Origin of the sequence: Flavobacterium artemisiae, assembly GCF_042678225.1 — a bacterium.
Lineage (GTDB): Bacteria > Bacteroidota > Bacteroidia > Flavobacteriales > Flavobacteriaceae > Flavobacterium > Flavobacterium artemisiae.
Map to the genome: position 1 here is coordinate 448631 of NZ_JBHUDZ010000016.1, position 19021 is coordinate 467651.

A 19021-nucleotide genomic window follows, 5' to 3' on the forward strand; every position below is an offset into this window, starting at 1 on the left:
CTTTCGAGAGCAAAATTAAATTGCCAGCCCTTGATTTCCTTACGGTTTTCCTCATTTGAAATGGAAAAAATGCTATTTTAACAATTTCGAAAAAACAAAACATTGTTTTCCATTAAGTTAGTTTTTGGACTTTAACATTTGCTTTTTCAAAAAAGAAATAAAACGTAAAAAAACTCTTCTTTTCTTATCCTAGATTAAGTCGTATTTCGTTTAATTACGGATATATTTGTAAAACAATTTCAGCATTCAATGAAATGTTTTTAACGTCAAAAAATAAAAATCATTTCTTGTTCTAGATTAAGTTGAAAACAGCTTTATTAAAATAATTTTGTCCTATAAATTAATAATCATGAAAACATTTGAATTCTTAATACTCGGAAAAAACCAGCCTATTTTAGAAATTCTGACGCGTCTTGTAAATGCGTATGAGGAATGGAATGCAATACCTTTTAGTGATGAAAATTTAGCGCAGGAATATTTTCTTAAAAACAAAATTGACATTGTTCTTTTGAGTTCTGGAATCGAAGATCAAATTGAAAAACAATTTACTTCTTTCTGTATAAAAACACAGCCAGACGTAGAAGTAATCGAGCATTTTGGAGGCGGCAGCGGATTGCTTCGATCTGAAATATTACATCGACTACATTTGAAAGGAAAACTTTAAATTTGTAAAATATAAAGCCCTAAAAAATGGTAAAAACGTATTCAGTTGTATTTTATTCTAAAACATTGGTGGAGCCTGTCAAAAAAATGAAAGACATTTTAAGAAGCAAAATCAAATGGTATAACAGCTGTAATTCTGAAGCACATATTACGATTTGTGAATTTGAAATTGAAGAATCTGAGTTGGATGCAATCAAACAAAAGCTTATTAAAATTTCAGATACTTTCACCCCATTTCACGTTTCTTTAAATCATTTCAATTCTTTTCCACAAAGCGGTGCTTTTTTCATCGGCGTAACCGAAGAATCAAAGAAGAATCTCGTGCCAATCATGAAAAAAACTCATGAAGCCTTCAAGTCTTTAAAGCATAAAAGTGATACTCCACACCTATCAATCGGACGCCGATTAGCTCCGGAAAACCTTAAAATAGCTTCTGAACTTTTCACCACAATTGATTTGGATTTTCTATGCAATGAAATTGTTCTAAGAGAATTTGATCCTATAGTAAAACAGTTTTTTGTAATTGATGCTTTTCGTTTTGGAAGCAATCCTGAGCCGGAGTTTGTTCAGGGAAGTTTGTTTTAATTTTCTTAACCGCAAAGTTCGTTAAGAATTACGCAAAGCACGCAAAGATTGTATTATAAGATTATAAACCTTTGCGTCTTCGCGCCTTTGCGAGCCAATTCAAAAAAACTTTGCTCCCGATAGCTATCGGGATTGCGAAGAACCTCGCGCCATTGCGGTTAAAAACAACTTGAAACTTTAAACCTGAAACAAACAAAAACCAATCTTTATAATTTTCGTATATTTGAATTTTACAATTCATCACAATATGAAATCCCTAGATTCATTTTATAAAGATATTACCGAAGGCTCAACAGTTGAACCCAATTCATTACTGCCAAACGACATTCAAAAAGAAATTGGTCATTTTAATGTTTTTGATATAAAAGAGCTTTTGGAACGCATGAAAGGAAAACCTGGAATGCCTTATGACAGAAGGGCTTATTATAAAATAAGTTTAATTAGAGGACACAATAAAGCCGAATACGCCGACAAAGTAATCGAAATCGAAAAACAGGGATTGTTATTTGCAACTCCAAAAATTCCGTACAATTATTTACCGCAAGACACCAACCAAGGCGGGCAGTTTTGTGTTTTTACAAGCGAATTTCTATCTAAAAGTAAAAGCGGTATTGACTTAGACGAACTCCCTATTTTTGCTTCAGATGGTTATCCCATTTTTCAGTTATCAGATGAGGAAGTTGATGAAGTTGCTTTGATTTTCAATAAAATACAAAAAGAAATCAACTCCGATTATATCTATAAGTATGATTTAATCCGAAATTATGTGGCGGAGTTAATTCATTTTGGACAAAAATTGCAACCCATAACCGCCTTATATTCTAAACATAATTCTGCGGCAAGAGTTTCTTCATTATTTGCCGAATTACTAGAAAGACAATTCCCTATAGAATCTCCAAATCAACGACTTGAATTAAGAACCGCAAAAGATTTTGCCGAAAGATTATCGGTTCACGTAAACCATTTAAATAAGGTCTTAAAAGAAAATACTGGAAAAACCACCACCGAATTAATTAGTAACCGACTAACAAACGAAGCCAAAATACTTTTGAAACAAACAGACTGGAATATTTCTGAAATTGCCTATTCACTTGGTTTTGAAGAGTTGGCGCATTTTTCTAATTTTTTTAAAAAACAAACTACTTATACGCCGCTGGCTTTTAGAAGTTAATTTTTGTTTCAGGTTTCAAGTTTCAAGTTTTAGGCTTCAAGTTTCAAGTTTTAGGTTTCAGGTTTCAGGTTGTACAAACTGTAACCATACCGTTTGTCATCCCGAGGAACGAGGGATCTTCGCAAGAAGCTCCACAAAGTTTTTCATCAAAGGTTTGGAATTTGGAATTTTAAAAACTGGAATTTAATCGTGGAATTTGGAATTTTAAAAAATTGGAATTTTACTACGTGATTTGAATTTCGCAAACATCGGTTTGATATTTACAATTCCCCGCATCTGCTTTGCCTCTACCTTTGTCTTATCAATTTAAAAGATTAAAAAGATGAATTTAGCAAACAACAAAATTTTAATAACCGGTGGTGCAAGCGGTATCGGACTTGGACTTGCCGAACGATTTATTCAAGAAAATAATACCGTAATTATCTGCGGAAGAAGAGCTTCACTTTTAGAAGAAGTAAAAGCAAAATTTCCTTCCATTATCACGAAAGTATGCGATTTGTCTGTAGAAACAGAACGTGTTGCTCTTTACGAATGGATCAAAGAAAATCATTCAGACTTAAATGTTCTGGTAAATAATGCTGGAATTCAAAACTGGATGACAATAACGGATGCTGATTTTTATGCAAACATGAAAAATGAGCTTACGACTAATATCGAAGCGCCTCTACATTTAACTTCATTATTCGTTCAATTACCATCACTTAAAACGGTAATGAATACCACTTCTGGATTGGCATTTTCACCATTTGCAAAAGTTCCTGTTTATTCGGCTACAAAAGCATTTTTCCGTTCGTTTACACTTTCGCTTCGTCATTTATTAAAAGAAAAAAACATTGAAGTAATTGAGATTATTCCACCAGCACTAAATACCGATTTAGGCGGAATTGGTCTTCATGACGCGCATCCAAGTGTAAGCAGTTTTATTGAATCTATTTTTGAACAATTAAAAGAAGGAAGACAAGAACTTACTTTCGGAACCAGCGAAACGAGATTAAACGCAAGCGCAGAAGATTTGAAAAATCATTTTAATGCAATGCATCCGTAATGATTAATTAAACACATAGAAACATAGTTTTTAAAAACTTAAGAAAGGCGTTTCACTTTGCATAAATACACATAGCTATGTGTGAGAAACTAGTTTCTTTTAGCCGTCTTTTAAAATCAAAAGAAAACCTATGTTTCTATGTGTTTAAAATGTTCATACCCTTAAGGTCTTGGACTTCGTTCAATCTAACTAAAGGATCAAAAAATAATTTAAACACATAGAAACATAGTCTTAAAAACTTAAAAAAGGCGTTTCACTTTGCATAAATACACATAGCTATGTGTGAGAAACTAGTTTCTTTTAGCCGTCTTTTAAAATCAAAAGAAAACCCTATGTTTCTATGTGTTTAAAATATTCGCTTAGAGTAATAACAATAAACAACAAACTATAAACATTAAAAAAATGGCAGTAAATACAAAAATAGCTCTGATTACAGGCGGAAGCAGAGGTTTAGGAAAAAACATGGCAATTGCGATTGCAAAAAAAGGATTAGACGTAATAATCACGTACAACAGCAAAAAAGAAGAAGCAGATGCTGTTGTGGCAGAAATAGAAAGTTTAGGTCAAAAAGCAGCTTCATTACAATTAAATGTTGGCGAATCTGGAACTTTTGATGCTTTTTTTGAAGAAGTAAAAACAGTTTTAAAAAATACTTTTAAAACAGATAAATTCGATTTTATTATAAACAATGCCGGAATCGGAATTCATAATTCATTTGAAGGAACAACAGAAGAAGAATTTGACTTGTTAACTAAAATTCAATTTAAAGGACCTTTTTTCTTGACACAGAAAGCATTGAACGTTATGAATGACAACGGCGGAATTGTAAATATTTCAACTGGTTTAGCAAGATTTTCAACACCAGGTTATGTAGCTTATGCTTCTATGAAAGGTGCGATCGAAACTTTGACTAAATATCAGGCAAAAGAATTAGGTGCAAGAGGCATTAAAGCAAATGTTGTGGCTCCGGGTGCCATTGAAACCGATTTTGGAGGCGGTGTTGTTCGCGATAATGAGCAGTTAAACAAAATGCTTTCTTCAATAACAGCTTTAGGCAGAGTTGGACTTCCTGATGATATTGGCGGTGTAGTTGCCTTTTTATGTACAGAAGATGCACGCTGGGTAAACGCACAACGCATTGAAGTTTCTGGCGGTATGAATTTATAAAATTTTAAAATCTCAAAATTTTAAATTCCAAATTGGAACAGTTAAACCTGACAGGTTTTAAAAACCTGTCAGGTTTAAACATTTCAACTTCAAACCTGAAACCTGAAACTAAACTAAAAAAAACAAAACCCGATATGTTTGAAACGTATCGGGTTTTTCATTTAGATATAATTGAATTAGTAAGTAATCTTAATTTTTTTCAATCGTTACATTAAAATCTCCATCTTTATCAAACACAACATCATAAAATTTACCATCTTTCTGTATACCAACTTCATAGGTTGTCGTTTTTTTGTAATCAACCACTAAGGCTATTTCTTTAACTGCTTTTGCGGCGTAATTTTTCTTCAAATATATTTGTGCAGACTGAGGCAGTTTACTTAATGGAATTTGAAGCTCATAAGCTTTTAAAACTCCTAAATTGTCATAAATCGCAGTTGCTTTTGTTTTTTGGTCTACATTGTATTTGGCTTCATAACGTATCTCATCATTATCATCTCCTACATATTCTTCTGACCATACAGGGGTTTTACCCGGATATTCTTTTTCAAAAGCAAACTTTACCTTTTCTGGCGGCGTTACCACTTTCTTCATATTGGTTCCTTCCTGTGCCATTAAAAAACTGCTGCATAAAAAAACAGCAATAAAGAATACGTTTTTCATGATTTCAACTTTTTTAATTCGACTTGAATAACGTATTAAAAGTACTACTTATTTATTAAGAATAGATGAATTAATTCTAAAAATTAAAAGCCTGCAAAAAAATAATTCTTTGCAGGATTTTTTGAAAATAATTGAATTAGTAAGCAATCTTTATTCTCGGCATTATTTTTTTAATCGATCGGTTAATTCCCGTTTGTAAGTAATTCCGATTGGTAATTTTTCATTTTTGATGATCACAAAATCTTTTTCGGTCGAATCTATTTTGTCCAACGCGATGATATAAGATTTATGTATTCGCATAAAATTCTTTTCTGGAAGGCATTTTTCTAGTTCTGTTGTCGTTATAGACGCCAAATATGTTCTTTTAATGGTATGCAGCTTTACATAATTTCCAAAACTTTGTGCAAATAAAAGTTGGTCTAATTCTATTTCAATAAAATAACCATCGACTTTTACGCTTACAGAATTTATAATTTCTTCTGTTTTAGGTTTCTGGTTTTCTGTGGCGAAAAAGCGGTCAATTGCCTTTAAAAATCTCGGGAAATAAATAGGTTTCAGCAGATAATCAATTACGCCGTAATCATAACTTTCTAAGGCAAATTCAGAATATGCAGTCGTTAAAATTGTTTTAGGATGTGTCGGCAGAATCTTAAGCAGTTCCATTCCTGAAATTTCTGGCATATTAATATCCAGAAACATTAAATCGACTGTATTTTCGCGAAGGTAATTCATGGCTTCAATGCCATTATAACCTTGAAAAACCAATTCTAACTGCGGATTTTGTTTTATATAATTGGCTAAAACATAATGCGCTGCGGGTTCGTCGTCTACGATAATACACTTTTTGGCTTCTTTCATCCTACAAAAACTTTTTAAGTTGTATTTCTAAATCAACAATATAAGTTTCTTTATCATCATTGATATCCAATTTATAGTCTTTTCCATAAATTAAATTCAGACGTTCGATTGTATTTTTCAATCCGATTTTAGTCGAAATCACATCGTTTTTCTTCGGAATTGAATTGATTACATGAAGCTTTAATAATCCGTTTTCAACCTTAATATCGATTTTTACAAAACAATTTTCGATAGCACAGGTTCCGTGTTTAAAGGCATTTTCAATAAATGCAATCAACAGCATCGGCGATATTTTATACGTATATTCTTTGTCTACTTTACTTTCAATAGCAATATCGCAGCGATAACCAACACGTTCTTTTTCTAACTGCACGTAACTGTTTATAAACTCCAATTCTTCTTCTAAAGACACGCATTGTTTGCTGTTGCTTTCTAATTGATAACGCATTAACTGCGACACTTTCATAATCAAATCGGGCGTTCGGTCTGGAAATTCTAAACTGATTCCGTAAAGCGTATTAAAAGTATTAAATAAAAAATGCGGATTTAATTGCCCTTTCAATGAGTTTAACTGCATTTGATTGAACAATAAAGCCGCATCAGTTTGTTTTCTATGAATACGATAAAATTTAAACACAATAATCGGACTCAAAATGCAGACCAAAGTTCCTAAAACGCTCGCTAATTGATAAGCGTAACTTCTTTGATGTGAGTTTTGATACAAATGACATTTGGCAAACATATCCAACATTGTGATTTCGTACAAAATGACCGAAAAGACAAAAACTCCAAAAAGCGTTAGAATAATATAAGTAACAGGTTTGTTTGCTTTGAATAAAATCGGCAGTAAAAAGAATCGGTTAAATTGGGCGTGTATGTACAAAATGCAATAGAAAAATATACCCATCATAATCGAAATGAAGGAGCTGAAAAGCATCCAATCATTTTTTAAGGTATAAATCGTAAAGGAAAAAAGGACAACGGCCACCTCCTGCCACCATTTGTTATCCAGTATGTTATCAATTCTTTTGTTCATTCTTAATTCTGAAATAGTTTACAAAGTACGAACAAATATTTAATAATTATTTCCATTAAATGACAAATTCAATTCGTCATTTACTAGTGCAGTACATCACTAAACCTGACTTTTATCAGCGTAAGAGAAATAAATTTGTGTCATCAAAAAATATTCTATATCACACCTTGAGTTTATGTATTTCAAAAAAATTACCTTATTATTTTTATTGATTTTTGCCTCAATCGGTTATGCTCAAACCCTGTCTTTAAAAGAAGCTGTAAAGATAGGTCTTGAAAACTACGGTTCTATCCGAGCAAAAAACAATTACACCAATGCATCAAAAGAGACTCTAAAACAATCCCGCCGTGATTATCTGCCAAACCTTAATTTATCGGCACAGCAGGATTACGGAACTGTAAACGGACAAAACGGACCGCTTTACGGATTTGGAGGTTTAGGAGTAGCTTCGTCAGGTTTACCTCTTCCTGAACAAAACTGGAATTCGGCGTTTGGAGCGCTTTATTTAGTTAACATGAACTGGGATTTTTTCACTTTCGGAAAAGCAAAGGAAAAAATCAATTTGTCTAAAATCGATGTTCAGGCTAAAGAAAAAGATTTACAGCAGGAAAAATTCCAGCAGGAAATCAAAATTTCGGCTGCTTATCTGAATTTATTGGCAAGCCAAAGATTGTTGATTTCACAGCAAAAAAATCTTTCACGCGCAGAAGTTTTCAAAAAGACCGCTGCAGCAAGAGTTAAAAACGGATTATTGGCCGGAGTCGATTCTACATTGGCTACAGCCGAAGTTTCTAAAGCTAAAATCGCTTTAAATCTAGCTCGAAACTTCGTTAAAGAACAAAACAATAAATTAGTAGATTTAATGGGTGTTGCGCCTCAGGATTTTGTTGCAGATACTTTATTTGTAACACAGATTCCAAAAGAACTGGTAACAAAAGAAACTGCAACAGACAGCCTTCACCCATTATTACAATTATACAAAACTAGAATCGATTACAGCAATCAGCAGGTTAAATTGTATAAAAGATTCTATTATCCAACAATGACCGCTTTTGGAGTTTTACAAACCAGAGCTTCTGGATTTGATTCGTCTTATGCGACCAATCAAAATGCTTTTACGAGAAACTATTGGGACGGCGTAAATCCTGATCGTACTAACTATTTAGTTGGAGTTGGAATTACGTGGAATTTAACGACACCTTTCCGTTCAAGCAAACAAGTAAGCGCTCAGAAATTTGTTTCTCAGGCCATTCAGGAAGAATACAATCAGGCGGATAGAGAATTAAAATCGCAGTTGAATTTTGCCGAAGACAAGATCAGAATTACTTTGGAAAATTATGCCGAAGCGCCAATTCAGGTAGACGCTGCAAAAAGAGCTTACATCCAAAAATCGACTTTATACAAAAACGGTTTAACCGATTTGACCGATTTAACACAAACGATGTATGTTTTAAACCGTGCCGAAATCGATCGTGATATTGTCAATAATAATGTGTGGCAGTCGTACTTATTGAAAGTCGCAGCAACAGGAAATTTTGACTTATTTATAAATGAATTTTAATTATAAATCCTAATGAATTTAATACGTTTTGCACTCCGCAAACCCATTTCCATTTTAGTATTGGTTGCGGGTCTATTTTTCTTCGGAATTGGTGCCATCAAAGACATTAAGGTAGATATTTTACCAAAAATGAATTTGCCGGTTATCTACATTGCGCATCCGTTTGGAGGTTATACGCCCGACCAGATGGAAGCTTATTTTGCCAAAAACTACGTAAACGTTTTACCCTTTTCGAATGGTATCAAATCAGTAGAAACCAAAAATATTCAGGGATTAATGATTATGAAATTAACCTATTATGAAGGAACAAACATGGCTCAGGCTGCTGCCGAGTTAAGTGCGCTTTCGAACAGGATTCAGGCGGTTTTTCCTCCGGGAACACAACCTCCGTTTATCATTCGTTTTGATGCTTCTTCATTGCCGATCGGGCAATTGGTTTTGAGTTCTAAAATTAGATCAAACAACGAATTACAAGATTTAGCCAACGTTTATGTTCGTGCTTCGTTTACTTCGATTCCTGGTTTATTGTCTCCGGCTCCCTTTGGCGGAAGCCCAAGAACTATTGAGGTTAACGTAGATCCAGATTTACTGCGTTCGCACAATATGACGCCGGATCAGATTGTTGAAGCGATTCGTTTGAACAACCAAACTGCTCCTTCAGGAAACGTTCGTATGGGCGACAAAAACTATATTACACCAACCAATAATACAATTAAAGAAGTTAAAGATTTTGAACAGATTCCGATCTTCAAAGGCGGTGTTCAAAACTTAAAATTAGGCGATGTGGCATCTGTAAAAGACGGTGCCGATATTACAGCCGGTTACGCTTTAGTAAACGGAAAACGTTCGGTTTACATTAGTATTGCAAAAGCGGGAGACGCTTCGACTTGGGATGTGGTTCAGAAATTAAAATCAGAATTGCCTAAAATTCAGAGTACACTTCCAGAAGACGTAAAATTATCATACGAATTTGACCAGTCGGTTTATGTAATCAACTCGGTAAAAAGTTTGATTACAGAGGGAATTATCGGTGCGGTTTTAACGGGATTAATGGTAATGCTGTTCCTTGGCGACCGTCGTGCGGCTTTGATCGTAATTATGACGATTCCGATTTCGATTATTTCTGGGGTTTTATTCCTGAAATTATTCGGACAGACGATCAACTTAATGTCTTTATCAGGATTGGCTTTGGCGATTGGGATTTTGGTGGATGAAAGTACGGTTACGATCGAAAATATTCACCAGCATCTCGACATGGGAAAACCAAAAGCACTCGCCATTTGGGATGCCTGTCAGGAAATCGCTTTGCCTAAATTATTGATCTTACTTTGTATTCTTGCCGTATTTGCGCCAGCGTTTACAATGGTTGGTATTCCTGGAGCGTTGTTCTTACCTTTGGCATTGGCAATTGGTTTTTCAATGGTGATTTCGTTCTTATTGTCTCAGACTTTTGTTCCTGTAATGGCGAACTGGATGATGAGACACGAAAAACACGAACACGGGCCAGAAATTACAGATGATGAAGCGGAATTTAACGACTGCGGTTTAACACCGGAATCGGAACAAAACCTGATCACGCAGAAAAAAGGTTATGTAGAAAGAGAAGACACTGACAACAACGGAAAAATAAGTGCTTTTGAACGTTTTAGAATTCGTTTCATGCGAACGCTTGACCGCTTGTTTGTACATAAAAAAGCAACGAGTATTGTTTACTTAATTTCGGCAACTGTTTTGGCTGTAGTGTTGATTACTTTTATCGGGAAAGACGTTTTCCCAAAAACCAATTCAAGTCAGTTTCAGTTGAGAATGCGTGCTCCTGAGGGAACGCGTTTGGAAAGAACTGAAGAACAAGCCCGAACTATTTTAAAAGAAATTGAAAATAAAGTCGGAAAAGAACATATCGGAATTTCATCTGTCTATGTAGGTCAGCACCCTTCCCTATTCTCGATTAACCCGATTTATTTGTTCATGGCAGGTTCTCACGAAGCGGTTTTCCAAGTGAGTTTGAAAGATTATCACGCCGATATGGACGAATTTAAAGATGACTTACGTGCGAGAATTAAAAAAGTCTTACCTGATACGAAAGTTTCTTTTGAGCCAATCGAATTGACAGACAAAGTTTTAAGTCAGGGTTCGCCTACTCCAATTGAAATTCGTGTGGCTGGAAAAGACAAAAAGAAAAATGAATTATACGCTACTCAAATTGTAGAAAAACTAAAAGCGATTTCGTATTTCAGAGACGTACAAATTGGTCAGCCAATTCACTATCCGGCTATGAATATCGATATTGACAGAACTCGTGCTGCCGAATTAGGCGTTGATATGAGTGATATTTCTCGTTCGCTTGTGGCTTCGACCTCATCTTCTCGTTATACCGAAAAAAATAACTGGGTTGATGAAAAAGCAGGATTATCGTATTCTGTTCAGGTTCAAGTTCCTTTAAACAAAATGAAAAGCAAAACCGATATTGGAGAAATTCCGGTATTGAGAAACTCGCTTCGTCCTGTTTTAAGTGACGTTGCCAAAATTACACCCGGTTATGTAAGTGGTGAAAATGACAATTTAGGGGCCATGCCATACATTACCGTTACGGCCAACATCAACCAGACCGACTTAGGAACGGCTACAAAAGATGTTAGCAAAACAATTAGTTCTCTTGGCGATTTGCCTCGTGGTTTGTTTATAACGCCAATTGGACTAAGTACTGTATTGACCGAAACATTAAGCAGTTTACAAACGGGGTTATTGGTTGCCGTTTTCGTAATCTTCTTAATGTTGGCCGCTAATTTCCAGTCGTTCAAAGTTTCGTTGGTAATCTTAACGACAGTTCCTGCGGTAGTTTTAGGCGCTTTGTTAATGCTGACGATTACAGGTTCTACATTGAATTTACAATCGTATATGGGAATCATCATGTCGGTTGGGGTTTCTATTGCCAACGCCGTACTTTTGGTGACCAATGCCGAACAGCTGCGTAAAATAAACGGAAACGCCTTAGAATCGGCTCGTGAAGCGGCTGCGTTGCGTCTTCGTCCAATTATCATGACTTCGGTTGCGATGATTGCGGGTATGTTGCCAATGGCAATTGGACACGGCGAAGGAGGCGATCAGGTTTCTCCGTTAGGAAGAGCGGTTATTGGTGGATTATTATTTTCTACTTTTGCCGTTTTATTGATCCTGCCGCAGATATTTGCGTGGGCACAGGAAAAAACATCGACACAATCTGTTTCTTTAGATCCTGAAGACGAAGAAAGCATCCATTATATTTCATCAATCAGTAAATCGAAAGTTGGAAAGTCATAAAGTTGAAAGTCATATCGTCGTGTAACTAAAAAAATTAAACACATAGAAACATAGAATTTTATGTCACAAAAAAAGAGAGAAGAAGAAACAAGTTTCCACACATAGCCAACTATGTGAATTTAAATTAGTGAAACGCCTTTTTAAAGCTTCAACAACTATGTTTCTATGTGTTTAAAAAAATTACACACAACGGATTAAAACATATTCATTATATAAAACCAAAAAATGAAAAGTAACATTATAAAATCTACAGCACTATTATTTACGGCTTTAGCTGTACTAAGCTGTGAAAAGAAAAAAGAAGAAACGGCAACGCCAGAGATCGAACCTAAAGTAGAAACTTTCCTTTTGGCGAAAGAAAAACTGACTACAGAATTGCGTTTACCAGCAGAATTAACGGGTTTTCAACAAGTTGATTTGTACGCCAAAGTGAGCAGTTTTGTAAAAACCTTAAAAGTTGATATTGGTTCTAAAGTAAAAAAAGGACAGCTTTTGATTGTTTTAGAAGCGCCGGAAATCAGTTCGCAATTGGCTGCAGCCGAATCGAGATTAAAATCGATGGAAGCGATTTACGCCACCAGCAAAAGCACTTACAACCGTTTGTACGAAACGAGCAAGGTGGAAGGAACGATTTCTAAAAACGATTTAGAAATGGCAAGCGGTAAAAAGAATTCTGATTACGCACAATATCAAGCTGCAATTGCAGCGCACAAAGAAATCTCGATTATGAGAGGTTATCTAGAAATCCGCGCTCCTTTTGATGGTGTTGTAGCAGCAAGAAATGTCAATTTAGGAACATTTGTAGGGCCAGCAGGAAAAGGATCTGATTTGCCTTTATTAACGATTCAGGAACAATCCAAATTACGTTTGGCCGTTTCTGTTCCAGAATTATACACAGGTTATTTACATCCGGGCGACGAAATGAGTTTTAATGTAAAATCGTTACCAGAAACTTTCTCAGCAAAAATTACGAGAATGTCTGGCGCTTTAGATTTAAAATTACGTTCTGAAAGAGTTGAAATGGACGTTCACAATACCAAAGGAAATTTATTGCCTGGAATGGTTGCCGAAGTTTTATTACCGCTTAACGCGAAAGACAGCACATTTGTAGTTCCGAAAACGGCTGTAGTAAATTCTGCAGAAGGTTTGTATGTGGTAAAAGTAGTAGACCACAAAGCCACAAGAGTTGACATTAAAAAAGGAAGGGAAATCGACGATAAAATCGAAATTTTCGGAGATTTAAACCCACAAGATAAACTGGTAAAAATTGCCAGCGAAGAAACTAAAGAGGGCGATCACATAAACGAATAACCTGCGTTTAGTCTTCTTTTTAGTAGATTACCAATTACTGTACGCATTCTTTGGAGTGCAAATTTAATTTGCCTTAGGACAGTTCCTCTTTTTTGGAGGGAACTGTCCTTTTTTTGTTAATTAATATTAATTATGGTTTCACGTAAAATTGATTAAGGAATAATCTCTAATTTTATCTGCTAATCAATCTCAATATATGTGTTAGAATGGAACTAAAATTTGTTTGGATACAAGAATATAAAAACATAAAAAATACAGGATTCAACCTTAATAATAGTAGTCAGGAAGAATTTCAATTTATAAATAATGAATTAACTATTTCAAAGTCAATCAAAACACCTGAAAACTTTTTTAAAGAAAACATATCTGGAGTTACAGCTATAGTAGGCAAAAATGGTTCAGGCAAAACAAATTTAACTGAATTCATAAATTACAATTTAGCTCATGCAACGAATGGCAGTCTTGAAACACATATTAAAAGCGAAGGACTACTCATAATTGATCACTGGATATTTGTCCAAAAAGAAATTGAAATTATAAACGAGGAGAATCTCATTGAGGCAGGATATAAAATACTAAGGTATGAATATGCCCCTTTAGATCAAGGACAGCAGGGATTAAGATGGTATGAAATGGAAAATAATAAATATATTTATTACAATCCAACTTTCGATCTTAGAGGTGTATCAGTACAAAACAACTTAGTTAACATTTCGACCACAGCGCTTGTATACAACGATTTATACAACTTAAAATATGTATACCCAATAAATAATAATTCTGAAATTACCCAATTGGATGCATTTCAAGATATGGAAAATTCAAGAATTTGTGATTTCATTTTAAATTTTGAACTAATAACAAAATACATCCATTTTTTACCAAGAGAAATAAAAATATACCTTTTAAATAATGACTTTTTTAATAAACAAAATTTCTATGGTGATGATTTAAACGATCCTAAAAAAAAATCATTGGATGGACTTCAAGATGAATTAGATAATTTATTAAAAAATTTAATTACAGATGACTTTGAAGCATATTTTACAACACAACGAGAAAATTCATCTGTTAAATATTACAATCTCCCAATAGAAGAACAAAAAGCTTTTTTCTTTAGGCTTTTCTTTATTAATGTATTCCAAACTTTGATCAATAAAGAAATTTTGTTTCCTAAGAATTATTTCGTTGATGCTTTATATGAAGAGGTATTAAAAGATTCAATAGAAAATCTAGACATACACAAGAGTATTTTAACCTTAAAAAAAAATATAACTGAAATAATAAATAATGCAAACTGGAATAATTATGAGCTTCCATTACCAGATACATATGATTCAAAGAGAATAAATATTTACGAATATTTAGGATCTTTAGCATTGCCAATAACAGAAAATACAGTTATCTTAAATGAGACAATACTTTTAATGGATGAATTATTTGATAATAGAAGAATTTTCACCTACGAACCCCATGGTCAATTTAGTTCTGGAGAAAAGCATTTATTAACTCTATATTCAAGATTTTTTTGGGCTAGAAAGCAAATTAAAAATTCAGAAACCCGTACACATGGTATCAAAGGAGAATCTATAGTAATATTTATAGACGAAGGAGAAGTAGCTCTTCATCCAGAATGGCAGAGAGTTTTCTTTGATAAGATAATTACTTTCTTAAGCGAATTGTTTAAAGATAAAAAAATTCAGCTAATTTTAACTACTCATAGTCCATTTGTATTGTCTGATATTCCTCAAAACAATGTTCTTTTTTTAGATAAAGATGAAAACAACAATACTAAAATTTCTAATATTGAAAAAGAACAAACATTTGGAGCCAATATTCACGAATTACTTGCTGACAGTTTTTTTCTAAATGAAGGATTCATGGGTGAGTTTGCAAAAAGTAAAATACTTGATTTGATAAATTATTTAACTTTTGACGATCAGATCGCAGAAAAGGAAAATAATATAAAGCCAACAGGAAATTGGTCAGAACAAAGTGCACTTGAAGTTATAAATATTATTGGGGAGCAAGTCATTAAAGATCGTCTTTTGAACTTATTTGATAAAAAATTTACATCAAAATCAAAAGAATCAATACTTTCTAGAATGGAGGAATTAAAAAAGGAACTTGAAAAATTTGACGAATGAGAAAAATTTTAATTGATAAAAAATTAGAAGACAAAGTTCAATTTTTTTATAATAATCTATTTGCAAATAGGAATGTAAACTTTAGTACGCCAAAACAATCACTAAAAATTTTGCATGACAAATTGGGAAAGATAAAACATAAAAAGCATAGAGAATATATAAATAAAATTATTAATGACTATCCAGATATAATCACTTCAACTCCTTCAAAAATAAAAAACTTAATCAAAGAATTTGATGCAATTGATAACGGAATTATACTTAACCAATTTGCTCCAAGTAAAAAAGTAAAATTCTATGAAGAAATTATAAAAGCAATGAGATATGAAGATTTAAGAGATTCTGAGTTTCATTCATATATTAAAGCTTCAGGAATAAAAACATGTGTATATTGTAATGCTCAACTAACTGTAGTTACAAGTTTTTCTTTCTATGATAAAAAAGAAAAAAAGAGAAAACCTAAAGTTTTGGCAAAGTTAGAATTAGATCATTTTTATTCAAAATCAAAATATCCATTTCTATGTACTTCTTTTTATAATCTTTATCCTGTGTGCGGAAATTGTAATGGCGCAAAATATAACAATACCATAAATTTCGAATTATATACAGAAGACTTAAATGATTTGGATAAATTTAAATTTTGGATTGATGAAAAGTCAATTTTAAATTATTGGTTATCTTTGAAAAACACGGACCTAAAAGTTCACTTTGAAAGTATAGATGGTAGTTTTGAATTTATTAATGAGTACAATAAAATGTTTGGAATTCAAGGTATTTATGATACTCAGATAGATATCGCAGAAGAACTTGTGCACAAAGCAAAAGTCTATAATGATATTTATAAAAAAAGCCTTGTAGAAAGTTTTAAAACATTATTCCCAGATAAATCAATACTAGATAGACTTATTGTAGGAAACTATGCTGATGCATCAGATATACATAAAAGACCGATGGCAAAATATTCACAAGATATTGCCAAACAATTAAACTTAATTTAAAAAAACGTGCTTTATGTAACATACAAAAAACCTCGATCCTAAAAAAAATCGAGGTTTTTCCATTTTATAAACCTTACTCCTCACTCAAATAAGGATTCAAAATCTCCGCCAATTCATTGAGCCAATAATAATTATCTTCAAAATTTGCTAATCCGATTTGGAGGGTTTCGTGTTGTCGCATTACGCCAAGAGCTACTAGGAAAATAGCAAACTTTTTATAAATTTGGCTTTTAACAAATAACATTCTAGAATTATTAATGTATGCCTTCTGAAAGTAAATTAGAATATAAATATGGGAAGCTTTGGGTCAAAGATGGTTTTTTGTTAGTATTTTATATTTTCCTCTTTGATGAACTTAAAAATGATAATAAAGATTTTACTGAGCTACAGAAGGAGTTAGTGCAAAACATTGATAATATATTTATAGACATGTTTGCCTTTCTAAACTTTAATGACTTTATAGTTTCTGATGAAATAAAAAATAGTATCATAACTCATATTGAAAACATAATTATAAAAGTAAATGAAGACAGTAATTATTTTTCATTAGAAAATTTAGAAGAAATACTAACCGAAATAAAAAAATATCATTTAAAAAATTTAGATTATCTTCCTTCGCAAGAAATGATTTTAAACCATTACGGTGACAATCTCCGCCAAGTAAAAGATAATTATCTAGAAGAGTTTACTCAAATAAAATCATTACTTGAAAAAGACTATCGCATTTAAATAAAAACCTCGATTCATTTAAAAATCGAGGTTTTTCCATTTTATTAACTTTACTCCTCACTCAAATAAGGATTTAAAATCTCCGCCAATTCATTGACCCAATAATAATTGTCTTCAAAATTTGTTAGTCCAATTTGGAAGGTTTCGTGTTGTCGCATTACGGCGAGAGCTAAAATGCAATTTACTTGTCTTAAGATTTTAGCCATATCTTCTGGATCGATAATATGGTTAAAAAAATCAATCAGCCTTGTTTCGGCTTCTTTGGAAAGGGTGTTTGTACTCATAATGTCGTAGTATTAGGAATAAAAAACCCTTGTATCTAAGTGTTCCTAACGCCTACGACAGCGCTTTACGGTCGTTTCCGATACCGTACACATAATACAAGGGCAAGACTATTTTTTTCTTAAGGTCGTAGTTTTAAGAACTGCAAATATAGGAAAAATCTTTATTTTATATTCTTTTTCTTACAACTACTCTATGTACTTTAACAAATATACTAAATCTATATTTTGGTATGTATTTATCGCATTTTTGACATTTCGAGGAACATCAAAATAAAGTTTTGACCAATCTTTAATATATCAATATTGGATAGAAATTTTTATATATTTTTGAAAGGCACAACCACTCCACTAATAAACGGCAAAAATGAGACTATTAGCATTTTTTCTACTGATTTCTTACCTTTCAAATGCACAAGAACTTGGATATGAATCAAGAAAAAGAGAAATTCTAAGTGATATTATAAGAACAGAAGCATTTAATAAGGGAGAAACTTTTATTACAGCAAAAATTGATTCGGCAAATGTTGAACATTTATTAAAATCAATTCTTGAAAAACCTTATATCGTCAATTTTAATAATCAGAAGGAAAATTTAATAATTACAGTAGAAGAATTAGAATATTTTGCAAAGGCACTTCGAAAACAATATAAAAACGAATGGAAAGAAGACGATTTTAATAATCGTAAAGTAATTAAGCAATCTGATATTCCAGAATGTCTTTATCAGGACATAAATCGTAAAGTTGTTATGATTTCCGATCCAATATTATTTAAAAGTGATCAGACTATATTTGTATACCTCGCTAATTTATGCTGTTGTGGTGCATATGGAAGTTCTGGTCTATTTCTCTACACAAAAAAAGATGGAGTCTGGAAAAAATCTTTTAATATTATTGAAGAAGATTATTAAATACTATTTTCAAAAACTAAAAACCTCGATCCTAAAAAATCGAGGTTTTTCCATTTTATAAAACTTACTCCTCACTCAAATAAGGATTCAAAATCTCCGCCAATTCATTGAGCCAATAATAATTGTCTTCAAAATTTGCTAGTCCGATTTGGAGGGTTTCGTGTTGTCCCGAGATACCGAGAGCTAAAATGCAGTTTACTTGTTTTAAGATTTTAGTCCTATCTTCGGGATCGATAATAGGATTTAAAAAATCAATTAGCCTTGTCTCGGCTTCTTTGGAAAGGGTGTTTGTTTTCATAAAGTGAAGAATTTAAGAAAAACCCTCATGCCTTAGCAGTCTTACGCTTCTTCACGGCGTCAAAGTCCTTTCGGGGCTTTACTACATAGCACAAGGGCAAATTTTGATGCGTTCTTAATGTGAAGATTTAAAAACTGCAAATATAGGAAAAATCTTTATTTTATATTCTTTTTCTTACAACAACTTTATGTTCATTAACAAATATACTAAATCTATATTTCGGCAGACATTTATCGCATTTTGTCATTTCGACGTAAGGAGAAATAACACTAGAAACTCCACAAAGTATAATTCT

Annotated in this window: 17 protein-coding genes; 12 read left to right on the forward strand and 5 right to left on the reverse strand. The window is 32.9% G+C overall.

Annotated elements, in window-relative coordinates:
• Positions 1-349: 349 nt before the first annotated feature.
• The 5 genes from ACFSC2_RS18225 to ACFSC2_RS18245 all read left to right on the forward strand — a co-directional run bounded on the left by ACFSC2_RS18225 (position 350) and on the right by ACFSC2_RS18245 (position 4631).
• Positions 350-664, forward strand: a complete 315-nt coding sequence (locus tag ACFSC2_RS18225) for a hypothetical protein (RefSeq protein WP_379815772.1) — start codon at positions 350-352, stop codon at positions 662-664.
• Between the two features lie 86 nt (positions 665-750).
• Positions 751-1248 carry a 2'-5' RNA ligase family protein gene (locus ACFSC2_RS18230; RefSeq protein WP_379815773.1) on the forward strand — a complete coding sequence of 166 codons (498 nt, stop codon included), beginning with the start codon at positions 751-753 and terminating at the stop codon, positions 1246-1248.
• Positions 1249-1495: 247 nt separating this feature from the next.
• A complete protein-coding gene (locus ACFSC2_RS18235; protein WP_379815774.1) occupies positions 1496-2419 on the forward strand; it encodes a helix-turn-helix domain-containing protein in 924 nt (307 codons plus the stop codon).
• Positions 2420-2741: 322 nt separating this feature from the next.
• Positions 2742-3464: an SDR family oxidoreductase gene (locus tag ACFSC2_RS18240; RefSeq protein WP_379815775.1), complete on the forward strand. Its 723-nt coding sequence runs from the start codon at positions 2742-2744 to the stop codon at positions 3462-3464.
• A gap of 402 nt (positions 3465-3866) precedes the next feature.
• Positions 3867-4631: an SDR family oxidoreductase gene (locus tag ACFSC2_RS18245; protein ID WP_379815776.1), complete on the forward strand. Its 765-nt coding sequence runs from the start codon at positions 3867-3869 to the stop codon at positions 4629-4631.
• A 189-nt stretch (positions 4632-4820) separates the two neighbouring features.
• Here ACFSC2_RS18245 and ACFSC2_RS18250 read toward each other — a convergent pair whose 3' ends face one another.
• The 3 genes from ACFSC2_RS18250 to ACFSC2_RS18260 all read right to left on the reverse strand — a co-directional run bounded on the left by ACFSC2_RS18250 (position 4821) and on the right by ACFSC2_RS18260 (position 7188).
• Positions 4821-5294 carry a hypothetical protein gene (locus ACFSC2_RS18250; RefSeq protein ID WP_379815777.1) on the reverse strand — a complete coding sequence of 158 codons (474 nt, stop codon included), beginning with the start codon at positions 5292-5294 and terminating at the stop codon, positions 4821-4823.
• A 162-nt stretch (positions 5295-5456) separates the two neighbouring features.
• Positions 5457-6152 carry a LytR/AlgR family response regulator transcription factor gene (locus ACFSC2_RS18255; protein WP_379815778.1) on the reverse strand — a complete coding sequence of 232 codons (696 nt, stop codon included), beginning with the start codon at positions 6150-6152 and terminating at the stop codon, positions 5457-5459.
• 1 nt (position 6153) lies between these two features.
• Positions 6154-7188 carry a sensor histidine kinase gene (locus ACFSC2_RS18260; protein ID WP_379815779.1) on the reverse strand — a complete coding sequence of 345 codons (1035 nt, stop codon included), beginning with the start codon at positions 7186-7188 and terminating at the stop codon, positions 6154-6156.
• Positions 7189-7363: 175 nt separating this feature from the next.
• Here ACFSC2_RS18260 and ACFSC2_RS18265 point away from each other — a divergent pair, with 175 nt between their 5' ends.
• From ACFSC2_RS18265 to ACFSC2_RS18290, 6 genes are all read left to right on the forward strand, one after another.
• A complete protein-coding gene (locus ACFSC2_RS18265; RefSeq protein ID WP_379815780.1) occupies positions 7364-8749 on the forward strand; it encodes a TolC family protein in 1386 nt (461 codons plus the stop codon).
• A gap of 12 nt (positions 8750-8761) precedes the next feature.
• On the forward strand, positions 8762-12049 hold the full coding sequence (locus tag ACFSC2_RS18270) for an efflux RND transporter permease subunit (RefSeq protein WP_379815781.1): 3288 nt from the start codon (positions 8762-8764) through the stop codon (positions 12047-12049).
• A 225-nt stretch (positions 12050-12274) separates the two neighbouring features.
• Complete coding sequence (locus ACFSC2_RS18275; protein ID WP_379815782.1) at positions 12275-13360, forward strand: efflux RND transporter periplasmic adaptor subunit; 1086 nt, start codon at positions 12275-12277, stop codon at positions 13358-13360.
• Positions 13361-13566: 206 nt separating this feature from the next.
• Positions 13567-15507, forward strand: coding sequence for an AAA family ATPase (locus ACFSC2_RS18280; RefSeq protein ID WP_379815783.1), 1941 nt, complete (start codon positions 13567-13569; stop codon positions 15505-15507).
• Positions 15504-16505, forward strand: a complete 1002-nt coding sequence (locus ACFSC2_RS18285) for a hypothetical protein (RefSeq protein ID WP_379815784.1) — start codon at positions 15504-15506, stop codon at positions 16503-16505. The genes ACFSC2_RS18280 and ACFSC2_RS18285 overlap by 4 nt, the downstream gene beginning before the upstream one ends.
• 261 nt (positions 16506-16766) lie before the next feature.
• Positions 16767-17234 carry a hypothetical protein gene (locus ACFSC2_RS18290; RefSeq protein WP_379815785.1) on the forward strand — a complete coding sequence of 156 codons (468 nt, stop codon included), beginning with the start codon at positions 16767-16769 and terminating at the stop codon, positions 17232-17234.
• 50 nt (positions 17235-17284) lie between these two features.
• Here ACFSC2_RS18290 and ACFSC2_RS18295 read toward each other — a convergent pair whose 3' ends face one another.
• Entirely contained in the window at positions 17285-17518 is a 234-nt protein-coding gene (locus tag ACFSC2_RS18295; RefSeq protein WP_379815786.1) for a hypothetical protein, read from the reverse strand.
• A 364-nt stretch (positions 17519-17882) separates the two neighbouring features.
• Between ACFSC2_RS18295 and ACFSC2_RS18300 the strand changes: the two genes are divergently transcribed.
• Positions 17883-18428: a hypothetical protein gene (locus ACFSC2_RS18300; protein WP_379815787.1), complete on the forward strand. Its 546-nt coding sequence runs from the start codon at positions 17883-17885 to the stop codon at positions 18426-18428.
• A gap of 64 nt (positions 18429-18492) precedes the next feature.
• Here the strand turns inward: ACFSC2_RS18300 and ACFSC2_RS18305 are convergent, their stop codons facing one another.
• Positions 18493-18726 (reverse strand): hypothetical protein, encoded by a 234-nt coding sequence (locus tag ACFSC2_RS18305; RefSeq protein ID WP_379815788.1) that lies wholly within the window; start codon positions 18724-18726, stop codon positions 18493-18495.
• Positions 18727-19021 lie beyond the last annotated feature (295 nt).